At 70.4% G+C, this 16,726-nt stretch carries 13 protein-coding genes, 1 tRNA gene and 2 pseudogenes; 12 read left to right on the forward strand and 4 right to left on the reverse strand.

The window, feature by feature from the left end:
- Positions 1-34 precede the first annotated feature (34 nt).
- Positions 35-265 carry a chaplin gene (locus tag KBZ10_RS07360; RefSeq protein ID WP_210986671.1) on the reverse strand — a complete coding sequence of 77 codons (231 nt, stop codon included), beginning with the start codon at positions 263-265 and terminating at the stop codon, positions 35-37.
- A 149-nt stretch (positions 266-414) separates the two neighbouring features.
- Positions 415-1,761, reverse strand: coding sequence for a M20/M25/M40 family metallo-hydrolase (locus KBZ10_RS07365; protein WP_210986672.1), 1,347 nt, complete (start codon positions 1,759-1,761; stop codon positions 415-417).
- Between the two features lie 242 nt (positions 1,762-2,003).
- On the opposite strand from KBZ10_RS07365, the gene KBZ10_RS07370 reads away from it, so the two are divergent.
- Positions 2,004-2,088, forward strand: a tRNA-Leu gene (locus KBZ10_RS07370).
- A gap of 154 nt (positions 2,089-2,242) precedes the next feature.
- On the opposite strand, the pseudogene KBZ10_RS07375 reads toward KBZ10_RS07370, so the two are convergent.
- A pseudogene (locus tag KBZ10_RS07375) lies at positions 2,243-3,181 on the reverse strand (PHB depolymerase family esterase); the annotation flags it as partial.
- Positions 3,182-3,860: 679 nt separating this feature from the next.
- On the opposite strand from KBZ10_RS07375, the gene KBZ10_RS07380 reads away from it, so the two are divergent.
- The 3 genes and pseudogenes from KBZ10_RS07380 to KBZ10_RS07390 all read left to right on the forward strand — a co-directional run bounded on the left by KBZ10_RS07380 (position 3,861) and on the right by KBZ10_RS07390 (position 6,539).
- Positions 3,861-5,504 (forward strand): RICIN domain-containing protein, encoded by a 1,644-nt coding sequence (locus tag KBZ10_RS07380; RefSeq protein ID WP_210986674.1) that lies wholly within the window; start codon positions 3,861-3,863, stop codon positions 5,502-5,504.
- Between the two features lie 56 nt (positions 5,505-5,560).
- Positions 5,561-5,706 (forward strand): annotated as a pseudogene (locus KBZ10_RS07385) (IS5/IS1182 family transposase); the annotation flags it as partial.
- Positions 5,707-5,975: 269 nt separating this feature from the next.
- On the forward strand, positions 5,976-6,539 hold the full coding sequence (locus tag KBZ10_RS07390; RefSeq protein ID WP_210986675.1) for a DinB family protein: 564 nt from the start codon (positions 5,976-5,978) through the stop codon (positions 6,537-6,539).
- A 269-nt stretch (positions 6,540-6,808) separates the two neighbouring features.
- Here the strand turns inward: KBZ10_RS07390 and KBZ10_RS07395 are convergent, their stop codons facing one another.
- Complete coding sequence (locus KBZ10_RS07395; protein WP_307847256.1) at positions 6,809-8,020, reverse strand: restriction endonuclease; 1,212 nt, start codon at positions 8,018-8,020, stop codon at positions 6,809-6,811.
- Between the two features lie 167 nt (positions 8,021-8,187).
- On the opposite strand from KBZ10_RS07395, the gene KBZ10_RS07400 reads away from it, so the two are divergent.
- From KBZ10_RS07400 to KBZ10_RS07435, 8 genes are all read left to right on the forward strand, one after another.
- Positions 8,188-8,544, forward strand: coding sequence for a hypothetical protein (locus tag KBZ10_RS07400; RefSeq protein ID WP_247701930.1), 357 nt, complete (start codon positions 8,188-8,190; stop codon positions 8,542-8,544).
- Positions 8,545-8,675: 131 nt separating this feature from the next.
- Positions 8,676-8,861: a hypothetical protein gene (locus KBZ10_RS07405; RefSeq protein WP_210986676.1), complete on the forward strand. Its 186-nt coding sequence runs from the start codon at positions 8,676-8,678 to the stop codon at positions 8,859-8,861.
- 9 nt (positions 8,862-8,870) lie between these two features.
- Complete coding sequence (locus KBZ10_RS07410) at positions 8,871-9,344, forward strand: hypothetical protein (RefSeq protein WP_210986677.1); 474 nt, start codon at positions 8,871-8,873, stop codon at positions 9,342-9,344.
- 109 nt (positions 9,345-9,453) lie between these two features.
- Positions 9,454-9,627 (forward strand): hypothetical protein, encoded by a 174-nt coding sequence (locus tag KBZ10_RS07415; protein WP_210986678.1) that lies wholly within the window; start codon positions 9,454-9,456, stop codon positions 9,625-9,627.
- Positions 9,628-9,930: 303 nt separating this feature from the next.
- Entirely contained in the window at positions 9,931-10,428 is a 498-nt protein-coding gene (locus KBZ10_RS07420) for a hypothetical protein (protein ID WP_210986679.1), read from the forward strand.
- Between the two features lie 13 nt (positions 10,429-10,441).
- Positions 10,442-10,963: a hypothetical protein gene (locus KBZ10_RS07425; RefSeq protein WP_210986680.1), complete on the forward strand. Its 522-nt coding sequence runs from the start codon at positions 10,442-10,444 to the stop codon at positions 10,961-10,963.
- 78 nt (positions 10,964-11,041) lie between these two features.
- A complete protein-coding gene (locus KBZ10_RS07430) occupies positions 11,042-12,046 on the forward strand; it encodes a hypothetical protein (protein WP_247701931.1) in 1,005 nt (334 codons plus the stop codon).
- Positions 12,047-12,187: 141 nt separating this feature from the next.
- On the forward strand, positions 12,188-16,693 hold the full coding sequence (locus tag KBZ10_RS07435; protein WP_210986681.1) for a hypothetical protein: 4,506 nt from the start codon (positions 12,188-12,190) through the stop codon (positions 16,691-16,693).
- The last annotated feature ends 33 nt before the right edge of the window (positions 16,694-16,726 follow it).

Here is a 16,726-nt window from a genome sequence, read left to right on the forward strand (position 1 = left end):
CGGCGATCACACCCTTCCGGGCCGTCGCTCAGCGTCAGGGTGAGCAGGAGTTGCCGAAGACGGGGTTCAGCGCGCCGATCACGGAGACCGTCGTGCCGCACACGTTCACCGGCAGGTTCACCGGAGCCTGGACCGCGTTGCCGGAAGCGATGCCCGGGGAGTCCGTGGCGGAGCCCATGGCACCGGAGTCGGCGGCAGCCACACCCCCGCCGGCGAGCATGAGTCCGCCGGCGGCAGCGGCGACAGCCACGACCTTCTTGATCATCTGTTCCTCCTAGTTGGCAGTGCGAACCCGACCTCGGATCGCACTCCCTGTAACGAGGAAGGAGTAAGGGAGGAACGTGCCGCCGCGGCGCTTCACTCTTTCCGGCGAGACCGGCGCACCGCGTTGATTTTCCGGTGCGGAACGGGAGTTCAGCAGCGGTCGAGGAAGCGGTCGAGCACCCGCACGCCGAAGGTGAGACCGTCCACCGGCACCCGCTCGTCGACGCCGTGGAACATGCCCGCGAAGTCCAGCTCCGGCGGGAGCTTCAGCGGCGCGAAGCCGAAGCAGCGGATGCCGAGGTCGTCGAACGACTTGGCGTCCGTGCCGCCGGAGAGACAGTACGGCACGGCGTGCGCGATGGGGTCCTCGGCCTTCAGCGCGTACCGCATGGCGTCGACGAGGGACCCGTCGAAGCCGGTCTCCAGGGCCTTGTCGGTGTGCACGTCCTCGCGCTTCACGCGCGGGCCGAGGACACGGTCGAGATCGGCGAGGAACTCCTCCTCGTGGCCGGGGAGGAAGCGGCCGTCGACGTGCGCGGTGGCCTGGCCCGGGATCACGTTCACCTTGTAGCCGGCGCCGAGCATGGTGGGGGCCGCCGTGTTGCGGAGCGTCGCGCCGATGATCTTGGCGATGCCGCCGAGCTTGGCGAGGGTCTCGTCCATGTTCTCGGGGTCGAGCGGGGTGCCCAGCGCATCGGACAGCTCGTCGAGGAAGGACCGCACGGTCTTGGTGACCCGGACCGGGAACTGGTGCCGGCCCAGCCGGCCGACCGCCTCGCACAGCTCGGTGATGGCGTTGTCCGTGTTGGTCATCGACCCGTGGCCGGCGGTGCCCTCCACGGTGAGGCGCATCCAGTGCATGCCCTTCTGCGCCGTCTCCACGAGATAGAGGCGGAGATTCTCGTTGACGGTGAACGAGAAGCCGCCGACCTCCCCGATGGCCTCCGTGACGCCCTCGAAGAGGTCCGGGTGCCGGTCGACGAGATGCCGTGCCCCGTACACGCCGCCGGCCTCCTCGTCGGCGAGGAACGCCAGCACGATGTCGCGCGGGGGCTTTCGTCCGCTGCGCAGCCGGTCGCGGACGACGGCGAGCGTCATCGCGTCCATGTCCTTCATGTCCACGGCGCCGCGCCCCCAGACGCAGCCGTCGGCGATCTCGCCGGAGAAGGGGTGGTGCGTCCAGTCCTCCGCGTTGGCCGGCACGACGTCGGTGTGGCCGTGGATGAGCAGCGCGGGCCGGGAGGGGTCCTCGCCCGCGATGCGCGCCACGGTCGAGGCACGGCCCGGGTGCGATTCGAAGATCCTTGGCTCCAGGCCGACTTCGGCGAGCTTCTCCGCGACGTACTCGGCGGCGGCGCGCTCGCCGGGGCCGGAGTGGTCCCCGTAGTTGCTGGTGTCGATCCGGATCAGGTCCCGGCAGAGGTCCACGACCTCGTCCTCGCCGGTGGTCCTGCCGGTGCCCCTGCTGGTGCTCGCGTCGGCATGCGACTCGCTCACGCTGCCCTGCCTTTCTGAGTGCGTCCCGGCCGGCCGCGGGGGCGGCCGGCCCCGGGCGGGATTCCCCACCATCCTCCCGCGCTCCGGCCCGCTCCCCAAGGTCCCCGCCGGAGGGCCGCCGCCTCCCCTTCCCGTCCCTCACGCGGCCGGGACCCCGGCCCCGGCCGGGTGATCGAACGCCCCCGGATGTTTGCTATGGTTTTCCCGTCGCCACAGGCCACGGCCGCGGCGGCGGACACCTCGTCCGGGTGGCGGAATGGCAGACGCGCTAGCTTGAGGTGCTAGTGCCCTTTATCGGGCGTGGGGGTTCAAGTCCCCCCTCGGACACCGAAGTCGGGATTCAGCCCGTGCGGTGGGCGGCGCAGGCCGCGCACCGCACGGGCTTTCCACTGTCCGGGCACATGGCGCCGTGGCGCAGGGGCCGCCCGCGGGCCGTGCCGGCAGCACGGCTACCGGGCTACCGGGCCGCGGTCTGCCCTCCGGTGGAGGTGGTGGACGCGAACCGGGTGAAGAACTGCCACACCTCTGCCGAGGTCCAGGTCTGCCAGCCGGTCCCGGTGGACCCGTCCAGCGGAGCCGGGGTGTGGCCTCCGTCGAACGCGGCCCAGACGACCGGGTATCCGTCCCGGCAACCGGAGTAGGCGGTGACGGTGTGCGTCCGGCTGCCGTTCGGCGGCTCGGGCGGGTTCTGCTGGGCGCAGCCGTTATTCCTGACGAACGTGTCGCGCAGCGACCGGCCCAGGGAGATGGGCAGCACGTTGTCACTGCCGCCGTGCAGCCCCATGTAGGCGACGGGCTGCGTGCCGCCGCTGCATCCGCTGAGGTTGGCGCCGGCGTAGACCGCGACCGCGCGGAGGACCGTGGCCCGGGTGCAGGCGAGCGCGTACGTCATCGCGCCGCCGTAGCTGAAGCCCGTGGAGAACCGCTGTGTCTCGTCGACGCACAGGGCGGACTCCACCTGCCGGAGGATGTCGTCGAAGAGGGCCACGTCCCGGCCGCCGGAGTTGGCCCAGCCGTTGTCGATGCCCTGGGGCGCGACGAAGATCGTGGGGCTGCCCGCGCTCTCCGCCAGTCTTCTGAGCCCGTAGTAGGACCAGTTGTAGCCGTCGGCTCCGCCGGAGTCGACGTCGTGGGCGGTGCCGCCCAGCCAGTGGAACCCGAAGACCAGCCGGTGGGGGTGGTTGTTGTCGTAGCCGGACGGGATCCTGAGGATGTAGCTGCGGTTCTGCCCGCCGCTGTTGATCGTGTGCGTACCGCTGCCGAGCGTCGGGGCCTTGCCGCATCCGGCGGTCCCCGCGACGGCACGGGCGCCGGGGGGCGACGCCGCAGCGCCGGGGCCGCTGCTCAGCGCGGTGCCGGCGGGGACCATGACGAGAAGTGCCGCGAGTAACGCGGACACGGCGAGGGATGTGCGTCTCATGGTTCTCCTTCCTTTCCTTGTGGGCTGTTCCCCAAGGCCGTCTCGGGGAGTGGACAGCTCGGACCGCGCGACGCGGACCGAGCCGCCGAGTGCCTGGACGGCGTGCGGGGGTGGACGGGCTGCCGCCCGCGGGGCCGGGCCGGCGCCCGCGTCCGGCCGTGCGGGCCGTGCGGCTCCTCGCCGGGGCTCATCCCGCGTTCACCAGACGTTCCGGTCTTCCGCGCAGTGGCGTGGGGGGAGCCTCAGCGGTACTCACATGCGGGCGGTGCGGAATGCGGGGGCTGCGATGCCGGCCGCGGGGCGCGCGACCGGCGACGTCGATAAATGTTCGATACTTCGACCGTTAATCGACGAGTCGGACGTCATGCATGTTAGGAGACACACGGCGTTCGTCAACACCCCCGCGGAATCAGCGACTTGAGCACCGGCCACCGGGCACCCGCGGACCCACGGCCGGGGTGCGCGACCCTCGCGGATCCCACCCTCCGCCGGACGACGCCCCACCAGGCCCGGCACACCGTGAGACCCCTCCCCGCGCACCGGAGGTATTGACACCCCCCGGCAGCTCCCTACCATCCATGAATGCACGACACTTCGAATACTGTTCGAAGTATCGAATATCTGCGTGTTCCCGCACCACCCGTGCCGCGCCCTGTCCCTCTTGCGAAAGGAACGGACGGTGCCCCTACGATCAGGCAGACGACTGCTCGGCCTCTGTGCGGCCGCCGCACTGACGGTCACCGCATGGGTCACGGCCCCGGCCCCGGCCGCCCGGGCCGCGCCCGGAAGTCCCGCGGTCACCCCGCCGCTGGGCTGGAACAGCTGGAACAGCTTCGGGTGCGGGATCACCGAGGCACAGGTCCGCCAGGCCGCCGACGCGATGGTGTCCTCCGGCATGAGGGACGCCAGCTACCGGTATGTGGTGGTCGACGACTGCTGGTTCGACCCGCAGCGCGACGCCGCGGGCCATCTGCGGGCCAACCCGGCCACGTTCCCGAGCGGGATGAAGGCGCTCGGCGACTACATCCACGACAAGGGCCTCAAGTTCGGCATCTACCAGGCACCGAACGAGAAGACCTGCGCCCAGGGCGTGGGCACCTACCCGGGATCAACGGGCAGCAAGGGACACGAGCGCCAGGACGCCGCCACGTTCGCCTCATGGGGAGTGGACTACCTCAAGTACGACTGGTGTTCCTCCGGCGGCACCCGGGATGAACAGGTCGCCCGGTTCACGCTCATGCGCGACGCCCTGCGCGCGACCGGACGCCCCATCGTCTACAGCATCAACCCCAACAGCTTCCACGCCATCACAGGCGACACGTACAACTGGGGCGAGGTCGCCGACCTGTGGCGGACGACCGAGGATCTGCTCGACATCTGGCAGAACGGCAACACCAACAGCTACCCGATGGGCGTCGGCAACGTCCTGGACGTCACCGCGCCCCTGGCGGCGCAGTCGGGCCCCGGCCACTGGAACGACCCGGACATGCTCGTCGTCGGCCGCCCGGGCCTGTCCCTGACCGAGTCCCGTTCCCACTTCGCCCTGTGGGCGCTGATGGCCGCCCCGCTCATGTCGGGAAACGACATCCGCACCATGTCCGCGGACGTGAGCGAAATCCTGCGCAACCCCCGCCTGCTGGCGGTGAACCAGGACCCGCTGGGCGCGGGCGGCCGCAGAGTGCGCGACGACGGCGACACCGAGGTGTTCGCCAAGGCCCTGTCCGACGGATCGGTCGCCGTGGGCCTGTTCAACCGGGGGAACGGCACCACGACCGTCACCACCACGGCCGCGGAAGCCGGCCTGGCCGGCGGGTCGTTCACCCTCACCGACCTGTGGACCGGCGGCACGTCGGACACCTCCGGCCGGATCTCGGCGAGCGTTCCCGCGCACGGCGTCGCCGTGTACCGGGTGACCGGCGGCAGTCCGCTCGCCGCCACCACGTCCCGTCTGCGCGGCGGCGGGTCCGGCCGCTGCCTGGATGTGGACAACGCGTCCACCGCGGCCGGCGCGACGGTGCTGATCTGGGACTGCCACACGGCCGCCAACCAGCTCTGGACGACCTGGGCCGGCGGCGAGATCAGGGTCTTCGGCGACACGTGCCTGGACGCCTACGACCAGGGCACCGCAGACGGCACCCGCGTCGTCACCTGGCCCTGCAACGGGCAGGACAACCAGAAGTGGACCCTCGGCCCCGACGGGTCGATCCGCAATGTCCACGCCGGGCTGTGCCTGGACACCGACGGGTCCGGCACGGCCAACGGGACCCCACTCGTCCTGTGGACCTGCGACGGCCGCGCCGGCCAGCAATGGACCCGCGTGTGAGCATCCGGCCGGTTGAGCTGTACCGGGATGTGCGGAGTCCCCGGACCGTCCCGAGTTGGGTCGTCGAACGCTCACACGCCCGGGTCGTGCACGCCCGCAGACACGCGCGCGACTGCGAACGGCTCATCCAGCACTCGGAATCGCTCATCACTTGGGCCGCAATCACCCTGATGACCAGGCGCATCACCCGCCGGAACTCCCGCAGGAGCGGACAGCCGGCCTCCCGCGAGGCCCACCGCGACTGATCCGATCGGCACTGACCGCCGTCAGTGCCACCAAGAGGTCACCGGGACCCGGAAGCCCGCCCAGTTCTCGCACCACCACGACGACTTCATCAGCGCAACCGGCAACATCGAGACCGGTGTCCTGTTGCCCAGAAATCCCAGGTCGCGCCGCCGGACGGCATAGCCGGAGTCGTCCTGCGTTCACCAGGCCGGCACGCTCCGCTCGACGGGTCTGTAGTGTGCGGCAATGACAGGAAGCGAGCGGCTCGCGGAGCAGTTGGACTGGTACTGGCGCAAGAACCTGCGGCCACGGCTGGACGGTCTCACCGACGAGGAGTACTTCTGGGAGCCGGTGCGCGGCTGCTGGAGTATCCGCCCACGTGGCACGTCGGCCGCACCGATGTCGGCAGGTTCGGGGAAGTGGACGATGGACTCCGCGTCCCCTGGCCCGGAGCCGGCGCCGGTGACCACGATCGCCTGGCGGCTGGCGCACATCATCGTCTCGTGCCTGGGCTATCGGGTCGGATGGTACTTCGGCGGCCAGGACGTCGACTCCGAGACATTCGCCTACGCGGGGACCGCTGACGAGGCACTGAAACAGCTCGATGAGATGTATGGGAGATGGAACGCGGGGGTCCGCGAGCTCTCGGACGCCGACCTGGACGATCCGCCCACGGTGGGTCCCGAGCGGTTTCCCATGGAGAACAGGGTTCTGCACGTCAACAGGGAGCTGATCCATCACGGCGCCGAGATTTCTCTGCTGCGCGACCTCTACCGCTGGCAGGACGGAGCCGTACCGCGCCGCATATGAGCCGGGTGCGGCGCCAAGCAGCAGTCGACCAGCCGCCCCCGCCACCCCCAACACCGCCGTTCGAATTCTGAGCTGGGCAAACCCCCAGCCGGCCATGTCATGCCCAGCTCAGAACAAACACCCGGCTTCTCCTCGGCCACGTCCAGGGAGAGGTTGAAGCACGCGCAGACGCCGATCCCGTGCGGGGCGAGCCCTTTGGCGAGCAGCGCCCGGACCCGGTTCCTTCCTCTCCGCGGGGACCGGCGGGGTTCCGCCAAGGGCCGCGGCGGTCACGGCCGCGGGGCGGCCGCGGCCAGCCGGGCGGCGATCTCCCGGACGGAGGCCAGGAGCTGGGCGGGTTCCCGGTCGAGGTCGAGGCTGTGCTGGTAAACGCGCAGACCGCGTCCGCCCGGCCCCACCGCCGTGCCCCGTATCTCGTGGAGGCGTTCGGGCCGCCGTCCGGCCGCGTACACCAGGTGCGCCTCGCGCAGGCCGAGCGCGGTGGCGTAGGCGAGGGCCTGGTACAGGTCGTCGTTGGGGAGCGCCCCGGCCTCGCCGGTCTTGTACTTGGCGTCGGCGACCGCGAGCGGGGTGCGGCCGTCGCCGGTGCGGACGACGAGGTCGGGGCGCATCCGTACGAGGCCCGCCGTGTCGAGGTGGTGGGGGTCCTGGAGGCGCGCGGTCAGGCCGCGCTCCCGGAGGGCCTCGCGCAGGGCGACGGTGACGAAGTCCTCGAACAGCTGGTTCATGTCGAGCAGGAAGCCGTCCACCGCGAGCCGCAGGGCGGGCCGGTAGCGGGAGTTGAGGCGGGACGGCTGCCAGCGGGGCAGCTCCTGCCCCCGTACCAGCGGCAGGGCGTCGGCGAGCAGGACGCGCTGCCGGGCGAGGCGCCGCCGGACGGGGCCGGGGACGCCCGGCAGCCGCAGCAGCCGCTCGGCGGCGGCGCGCAGGATGCGGTTCTCGGCGGTGTCGGCGGTGTACGCGTCGTAGGCGATCTCCACGGGCGGCGTGCGCCCGAAGTGCCGGCGGATCTGCTCGGCCTCGCGCAGCCGCCCGCGCACCACCCGTGCGGATTCCTCGGCTTCCCGGTAGCCGTGGAGGACGCCCTGCCGCAGCGCCGCGTCGGTCTGCCGCTCCACGGCGTGCGCGAGCGCGGGGACGACGTCGTCGTACGCCCCGGTGTCGACGGTGCCTTCCCGGCTGTCGCGCCAGGCGCGGGCCGGGTCGAGACCGAAGCCGAGGAGGAAGAACAGCCGGCGCACGGGCGTCTTGGGCATGATCCGTACGACCGGGCCGCCGCCCGGCGCGCGCACGGCGCCGACCCGGTGGCCCGCGCGCAGCAGCCAGTGCCCGTCCCGGCCGGGGCCGGGATCGGGGGTGACGCTCCGCAGGATGCCGGAGGCGGCCAGGGCCCGCCCGGCGTCCGCGCCCAGCGGGACGGAGACGGCGGGGCCGTATTCGCGCAGCGTGACCTCGCGGGGCGCGGGCCCGGGCAGCGTCACCTCGCGGGGCGTCACCTCGCGGGGCGCGGCCTCATGCCGCACGGCCTCGCCGGGCATCGCGCCGCCGGGCTGCGCGCCGCCGGGCCGCGTGCTGACGGGCTGCACCGCCTCGCGCGGGGCAGCCTCGCGCGGTGTCTCCCCCGCCTCCGCCCCGGGTGCCGTCACGGGTGCTGCTCGCGCAGGGCGTCGAGGCCGTAGCGGGCGGCGACGTCGATCCCCTCGCCGTAGTGGTACTCCTCCAGGAGCGGCAGGATCTTGGTGACGATCAGCCGGTGGGGGAATGGAAACGGTTCGACCGGGTGGTCTGGGTGCCGCTGCGGGACGGCCAGGCGTTCGGCGTGGAGTTCCGCGACCCCGCCGCGTTCGCCAAGGTTTTCGGCGCCTTCGCAGTCGCGGCGTGCGGAGGGCCCGACAACGTCCGCGCGCGGGCCGCAACGGAGACCTACCCGGAGCCGCGCCCGATCCGGCCCCGTCCCTCCGGCGACGCGGGCTCCTCGCCGGACTTCCTGGACATCTTCGGCTGACAGGCCGAATCGCCGGCAACATGCCGTCAGTGCGCAGCCGGCCGGCCCAGTGTGGCAAGAAGGAAGCTCTATCGGGGACTGACGGATCGGTTGCCGGTCCCCTCAGCTCTCCTGGAAAGGGGTGGAGAATGATGAGGTTCTCCGGTGAGAACAACAGGTTCCCGAGGATGTGGCTCGTCGCCTCTTTCCTCTTCGCGCTGTTCCTCGTCTTCCTGATGATCTTCCAGGGCATGCACGGCGCGTGGGTGGGGTTGGCTGCCCTCTCCGTATTCTGGGCCATGGCACTCCACGTGACCGGCTCCCCGGGAAGCCGCTGACGGCCCGCCATGACGTCCTCGTATCCCGCCGCCCTGCCCCTGCTGCTCGGCATCGTCGCCGCCGCTGTGACCGCCTTCGGTCTCATCGGGTACGGCCTTCCGGCGATCGGCCGGGGGGCCGTGGCGCGCGGTGGCGCCGCGCTCTCCGGAGCCACCGCCGCACTCGCCTGCGCCTGGGGCCTGCTGTCGCTCGTCCTGGACGAGAGCGGCACCGCCCAAGCCTGCCAGAACGCGAACCCGTCGCTGTACGGGCAGGTCAGCGGCCACAGCGTGTCCTACCTGCCGCCTGCCCTCACCTGCCGTACGTCGTCCGGCGGTTCCTATCGGGCGGCCGTACCGGGCTATGTCACGCCGGTGATGACGGTCTGTGCGGTGATCGCGGTGATCGCGGTGATCGCGGTGACGCTTGCCCTGCTCGCCGTCGCCGAACACCGCCGGTCCGCGGCCAACGCCCTCGCACACCGCCGGCGGAACCCGGCCTGACGCGGCTCCGCACGCGGCCCCGGAGACCGGCGAAGCCGGGATCTCCGGGATACCGCTCGCCGCCCCGCTGTCCGTCACCCGGGAGCACCTCAAGGAGTCGCTGCGCCTGGTGGCGGCCGTCCTCGCCGCTCTGGGCGCGGCGCTGGCGGTCCATCCGCTGCTGCCGCTCCTCGGTGCGCCCGAGTTCCTGCGCCCGTGGTGCTATGTGACCGCCGCGCTCGTCCCCGGCCTCCTGATCGCCGGCCCGCTCCGCGTCATCTCCTACCTCAGCCTCGCCCCCTGATCCACCGGACACCGGCCAAACGGCGCTGGGAAAGCGGCCGTTGGGTCGGGCACGGCGCCCGGGAGCCGGGTACGGGCGGATCAACCACGGACCGCGAACTGTACGAGGATGCCGCTCACCGGACATCTGCCGACAGCGCGCCGGGGAGGTCAGCCCCCGGCTCGAAGGCGTCCCGAATAGGGCGCCTTGTCGGGATTCCCCCCGCGCCGAATACTGTGTTGAAGTCGTGTCGGCCCGTGGTTAGAGTGCGGAGGTCGTGCGAATTGGCATGGACTGCTCAACGCTTTCATTGACGGGGGATCCGTGCATTTACGCACCGTGCTTCAGGCCACCGCTGCCGTCCTGGCCCTGCTGACGGCAGGGTGCGGCACGGAGAGCGGGAACGACGGCACCGCCGACGCCCCTCCCACGGTGGCCGAGTCCGCCGGGGCCACTGCCACGCCGCCGGAGAAGACACCCGGCCCCAGCACTCCGCCGCAGGAGTCGGACCCGGTGCCGTCGTTCTCCCAGGACGGCACGACGCGCATTCTGCGCTACGGCGATGTGGAAGTGAAGGCCACCCCCAGGGAGAACGGCGTCTTCACCACGGTCACCGTGCACAACGACACGGACGAATCCGTGAATTACGACATCGTTGTCAGCATCGGGAACGGCGTCGACTGGGTCGCGACCAGCACCTTCCGCCTCTACGGCGTCCCCGCCCACGGCGGCAAGAGCGAATCCGAGAGCGTGGGAGGAACTCATCTCGGGCCCATTCCGCAGCGACCGAAGATCTACATCGACAGAATCTCGACCTACTGATGAGGAGAAGCCGGTGCAGAACCTTTCCCTGCGCCCCGTGCTCAGGACTTCATGCGCCGCCCTCGTTTCCGCCGCCGCCGTGGTGGCGGCAGCGGTCCCCGCGCAGGCCGCGGAGTACAAAGTGACGGACAACTGCGGTGTCCCATGGATCAACTGCACCGAAGGGGACATCTTCCTCTTCTACAACTCGAAGGCGTACTCGTACAACGCGGACGGCTCGAGATACGTGACGAGCTGGTCGAAGTTCTACGGCAACGTCAGCGACTACTGGGGCACCAGCCGGTACCAGGGCTCCAGCCTGAGCACCTACCGCTACGTCTTCAACGAGAACGGCAGCGGCTCCTGGCAGTACATGAAGAACAACGCGGCGTCCGTCATGAACTGCGCGCCCGACGACAACTACCGCGTCTACTACAACTCCGGCTACGGCGGCACATCGCAGTACTTCGGCAAGAACGGCCCGTACGGGGATTGCAACCACACCGATCTGATCTCCGCCCTGAAGAACAACAACGCGTCCCAGCACTTCGCCTAGCCATCGGCCGGAAACCGGCCCGGAAGATCGTCCGGGAACCCGCCTGAACCCGCCTGAACCCGCCTGGAAAGAGGCAGCATGAATCCCCGCAGGAAGGCGCTCGTTCTTATGGCCGTCGCCACGACCGGCCTGATGACCGCCTGTTCCTCCAGCACGGCCGCGGACGCGTCGCCGGCGAGCGCGGACCGGCAGATCGTCGACAAGAGCATCTGGCCCGAGGAGATCCCCGTCACGGGACTGACGAAGGGTCTGAAGCTGCCGCTGGAGGAGTACATGCTCTCCTACGCCGACACCGTCGCCATCGATGAGGCCAAGAACGCCCTCCAGAAACAGTGCATGGCCGAGTACGGGTTCACCGTCGACTTCCCCAAGCCCGGCGCGAATCCGCCGCCCAGCAACAACGACGCCAACATCGAGCGCCGCTACGGCATCACCGACGAGACGGTGGCCAAGACGTACGGCTACGGCATCCCCGAGGAGCTGACGCACCACGTCGACCAGCCCCAGCAGGAGCTGTCGGACGTCGAGGTCGAGGTGCTCACCGGGCACACCAAGCCGGAGGAGGCCGCGCTGCCGGAGGGCGCCGAGGCGGGCGGGTCGTACTTCGTCGCGCCGCCCAGGACGAAGCCCGCGCGGGCCGAGCACAACGGCAAGAAGCTCCGCGAGGGAGGCTGCGCGGGATGGAGCGACGAGCAGCTCGGTGTGTCCCAGCAGGAGGCCGACGCGTTCACGGTGAGCGACCTGAACGGTGACAGCCTGGTGGCGACCCAGCAGTCCGAGCCGGTCCGGACCGTCATCGAGGACTGGTCGGCGTGCATGAAGACGAAGGGGCACGCGGGTCTGGCCGACCCGTACAAGGCGATGGACGCGGGACTTGCCCTCGACAAGGACGGCAAGGCGACCGCCGAGTCCATCCGGATGGCCCTGGACGACATCGCCTGCAAGGAGAAGACCGGTCTGGTGAAGGTCTGGTTCGACGAGGAGTCGAAGATCCAGCGCCGGCAGATCAACGACAACAAGGCGAGGCTGGACGCGGCGAAGGCGTCGAAGAAGGCCGTGCTCGCCAAGGCCGACGCGCGGTAGACGACGCTGCGGACGACGCGCTGCCGGACAGCGCGCAGAGACGGCACGCAGGACGACGCGCAGTGAATGACGCTCAGTCGACGACAAAGGATGCCTGTGAGACACCCGCACACGCGTTGGCGTGTTCCCATCACCACCGTGATGGCGATCGCGCTGGCGTTACCCCTGAGCCTGCCCGCGCAGGCAGCCGCCCCCACGCCGCCGGACGACGCGGCCCAAGGCTGGGCCGGCCAAGCCGATGCCGAACCGCACCGGAAACCGGACGAGAAGCCGGAGCCGAAGCCGCGTTCCGTCGCCAAGGGCGACCGCACGGCGGTGCTCGGCCCCGGCCACTCGGCGTCACAGGACACCGCGTTCACCACGTCCGGGGACGGCACCGGCTTCCATCTCCTCGTCGCCGACGAGCGCGACGGCTACGCGTGGAAGGCCGCCGCGACCCTGTCCGAGGACGGCTTCGACGCCGACACCTGGATCGGCAACGCCTGTCGGACCGGGTCCGGGAAGTACGCGGCCGTCGCCTACGCGCCCCGCGCCTTCACCAACAAGCCCGAGCTGATGGTGCGGGGAGCGTTCACCGCCGTCGTCGATCTCGGCAGCGGCGAGGTCACCAAGCTGCCGTTCACCGCGTCCCTGGCCCACTTCTCCCCCGGCTGCGGCACCGGCCGGGACGCGGTGTTCACGCAGCTCTCCTGGGACGGCGACGCCGCACAGAAGACCCGGCTGATCAGCGTTGACGCGGCCACGGGCAAAGCCTCCCGGGCGGTGTCGTTCCCCGGGCAGGTCACCTCCGCCGTCCCCACCCGGGACGGCATCGTCGCGGCGCACGGCAACAAGCTGGTGCGGATCAACGGCAGCAGGGAGCGGGTGCTGGCCGCGGCCACGGCGGTGCCGTTCCAGATCACGGCCGACGGCGACGGCGGCGTCACCTTCATCGACCGGCAGCCGGAGAAGACGGACGCCGAGACGGTCAGTTGGGCGAAGCACCTGACCAGCCGCCAGGTAGAGGCCGGCAGGACAGCCACGCCGGTCACCGTCGCCTCCGGGCGGCTCCGGGACTGGGACTTGACGGGCACCCCGTCGGGGCAGGTCTTCATCACCGGCAAGGCGGCCGGGAAGGGCGGTCTGCCGGACAAGGTGCGGAACCCGGGCCGTCTCGCCAAGGGCGCCCGCATGTCCAGCCTCGGTCACGCCGCCGTCTCCACCACCTGGGCGGACGGAAAGACCAGCCTGATCACCCCCAGCGAGGCCGACGCGGTCCGCGACGCCCGCACCACGCTGCGCGTGCTCGCCACCGGGAAGACCGTCACCCTGGACGTCACCCCGAAGGCCGCCGGCGGCAACGCCCGCACCGGGCGGGACCCTTCACCGGCCCTGGGACTGACGACGGCACCACAGCGCGAGCCGGGGCAGCCGGGCGGGCCGAAGCCGCAGGGAGGCGCCGCGCCGCTCGCCGCAGGCGGCATGTCCGCGCAGACGGTGCGCACCCAGCCCCTCGCCGGACGGGCGGACAGCCCGTCCGAGGGCACGGACGAGCGTTACTGCGGTGTCGCCCGCAACGATGTCAGGAAGCAGGCGTTCCAGCCCACTCCCCGGCAGGTGGAATGGGCCGTGGACCAGGCCGTTGTCGGTGAACTGAACTTCTACCGCTCGCCGAACTGGAAGAACACCGGCATGGGCGGCTATCAGCCCCAGGGCGGTCTGTTCCCGGCGACGGTGCTGGCCGGTGACCCCAACGGCACCCTCGACAACGAGGACCCCGACGTCACCGACCGCTGGCACATACCCTCGCAGGTGATGCTCGGCGTCACCGCGCAGGAGTCCAACATGTGGCAGGCCACGCGGTTCGCCGTCCCCGGTGTGACCGCCAACAGCCTCATCGGCAACTACTACGGCACCCAGTACACCTCCGACGGCACGCAGGCCGACCCGTGGCGGATCAACTTCTCCGAGGCCGACTGCGGCTACGGCATCACCCAGGCCACCGACGGCATGCGGCTGTCCGGCAAGGAGAAGGACGGTGAGACGGCGCTGTCCACGTACACCCAGGAGGCCGTCGCGCTGGACTACACCGCCAACATCGCCTACGGCGTGCGGATCCTCTCGGACAAGTGGAACCAGACCTACCGGGCCGGCATGAAGGTCAACGACGGCCACCCGCAGTGGATCGAGAACTGGTTCTTCGCCCTGTGGGCGTACAACTCCGGCTTCTACCCGAACGCCGACGCCGGCGGGCACAAGGGGCTGGGCTGGACCAACAACCCGGCCAACCCGCTGTGGAAGGCCAACCGCGTACCCTTCCTGCAGAGCGCCACGGACCCGGCCCGGGACGACTACAGCCATGCCGCGCACCCGCAGGACTGGCCGTACCAGGAGAAGGTCCTCGGCTGGGCGGCGCGCCCGATCTCGGCGATGTTCGCTCCCGGCGACTTCCGGCCCGGCTACCTTGCCGCCTGGTGGAACAGCAACGCGGACCGCAGCACCGTCAAGCCGCCGCTCGATCTCTTCTGCGACGCCTCCAACGACTGCGACCCGTCCAAGATCGGTGACAACGACTCCAACGATCCCGGCCTGGGCGCCTGCGAGCTCGACGCGGGCGACTCCGGGAGCAACCCGCACTGGCTGCACTGCTGGTGGGACAAGCCGGCCGAGTGGAAGAACTGCGACACCGGGGCCGAGTGCGGGCACCAGGTGCACCGCTTCAACACCTCGTATCCGGAACAGCCGGACGCCAACTCCTATCCGCCGCGCTGCTCCAGCGGCCTGCCCTCGAACGCGCTGGTCGTGGACGAGCTGCCCGACGGCACCACGCCGGCCGGATCGGACGCGCGCGGATGCGGGGCGGTGAAGTCGGACGGTACGTTCAGCTTCAGCTACCGGCCCTCCGACATCACCGACGCCGACACCGGGGAGACGATCACCACCTATCCGGGGAAGATCGACACGCACCAGATCGGCGCGGCCTACGGCAACCACTTCTGGTTCACCCACACCCGCTCCCCCGAGACGTATCCGGAGCCCGGTGACCGCATGAAGGTGACGGGCACCTGGACGCTCGGGAGCCGGATCACCTCCCACGACGGCCAGGCCAAGGTGTACGCGCACATACCCGACCACGGGGCGCAGACCTCCAAGGCCGAGTACCGCATCACGCACGCGCACGGCACCACCGTCACGGCGGTCTCCCAGGACGCCAACCAGTCCAACAAGTGGGTCGACCTGGGGGCGTACCGGTTCAACGACACCGTGCCCCAGGTCAGTCTCGACAACTTCAACGGCGGCGACGGCTCCAAGGACATCGCCTACGATGCCATCGCCTTCGTGCCCGGGGACTACGACGGTCTCAACGAGATCGTCTTCCCCGAGGCGGACCCGAACGCGCCCGACATCGACTTCGTGGCCGCTCAGGACGCCGAGGAAGTCCCCGCGGGCGCCGCTCTGAAGTCCTCGGCGGCCGCGGAGCCGGAGAGCCCGCGGTGCGCGAACGGCCACGACGGGATCCGCTGGTGCGGCTCCTACGTGCCGCTGGACGGGAAGAGGGCGGCGTCCCCGGAGAAGAGGGCGGCGTCCCTGGAGAAGGAGGAGCGCGCCTCCGTGGCCGCGGGCCCCGTCGGCTGGTGCGCGAACGTCAACGGCGCGGCCATGCAGACCAGGACGCAGGGTTGTCTGCGCGGTCTGCTTCCGCTGACGGCGACCCGCGACGGCGTCCCTGTCGGCAACGCGACCATGAAGGTCATCCAGGAGATCGACCTCAATCACAAGTCGAACGAGTTCACCACGTGGACCCAACTGTCGCTCGTCAGCATGACGGGGCTCACCTCCACCACGCTGACGTCGTTCGCGGAGGACTGCTGGCCGACGGGCGACTGCACCGAAAGCACCGGGCCCTGGATCGGCAGCACGACGTGGACCCCCGGTGACACGCACACCGCCACCCGGACCAACACCTACACCTGGAAGAAGACCACCGGGGGCGAATCGAAACTGGACTTCACGTGGAACACCGCCTGGTCCACACCGAGCGCCGGTGTCCAGGCCGTCCCGAAGTGGACCAACAACGCCTTCGACGTCCGCTGCGACAACAAGGTGGGCGGCAACACCGGATGCGTGTTCCCCCGGTACACGCCGAAGCTTCAGCTGAACACCAAGAAGTACCCGGCCGCCGCCGCGTACTACTGGGTGCTCATGGAGAAGCTGACCTCGCACCCCGGCAGCGAGCGGCACAACAAGCCACTGCACCGCCTGGCGGACGATGCGAAGGCCAAGGAGAACCGGGGAAAGATGTGCAGGCTCGCGGTCGCGGAATGGAAACCGCATCCGAACGCGGACGGCACCAGTTGCGACGAGTACCCGTTCGCCAAATCCCGTGAGAGCGGCGGGATGACGCTGTCCTCGGGCAAGTACTGCGCCCAGTTCTACGCGGAAAAGCAGTCCAGTGGGAGCTGGATGCTGAAGCTCGACAACAACTATCCGTATCCGACGTGGAACGAGATCTGCGGCCGTGCCGCGGTCCCGGCCAGGCAGAACACGGATGCCGGTGGCGACCTCGGACGGTTCACCACCGAGATCCGCCTGCTCGACCACGACCCGTACGTCGTCCAGACCGGTTTCGAGTCCTGCGACATCAAGTCGGTCTGCGACATCAGCTGACAGCGGCACCGCGAACGAGACGTGGGGCCGGAG

It is taken from the genome of Streptomyces sp. F63 (assembly GCF_018070345.1).
Taxonomy (GTDB): domain Bacteria; phylum Actinomycetota; class Actinomycetes; order Streptomycetales; family Streptomycetaceae; genus Streptomyces.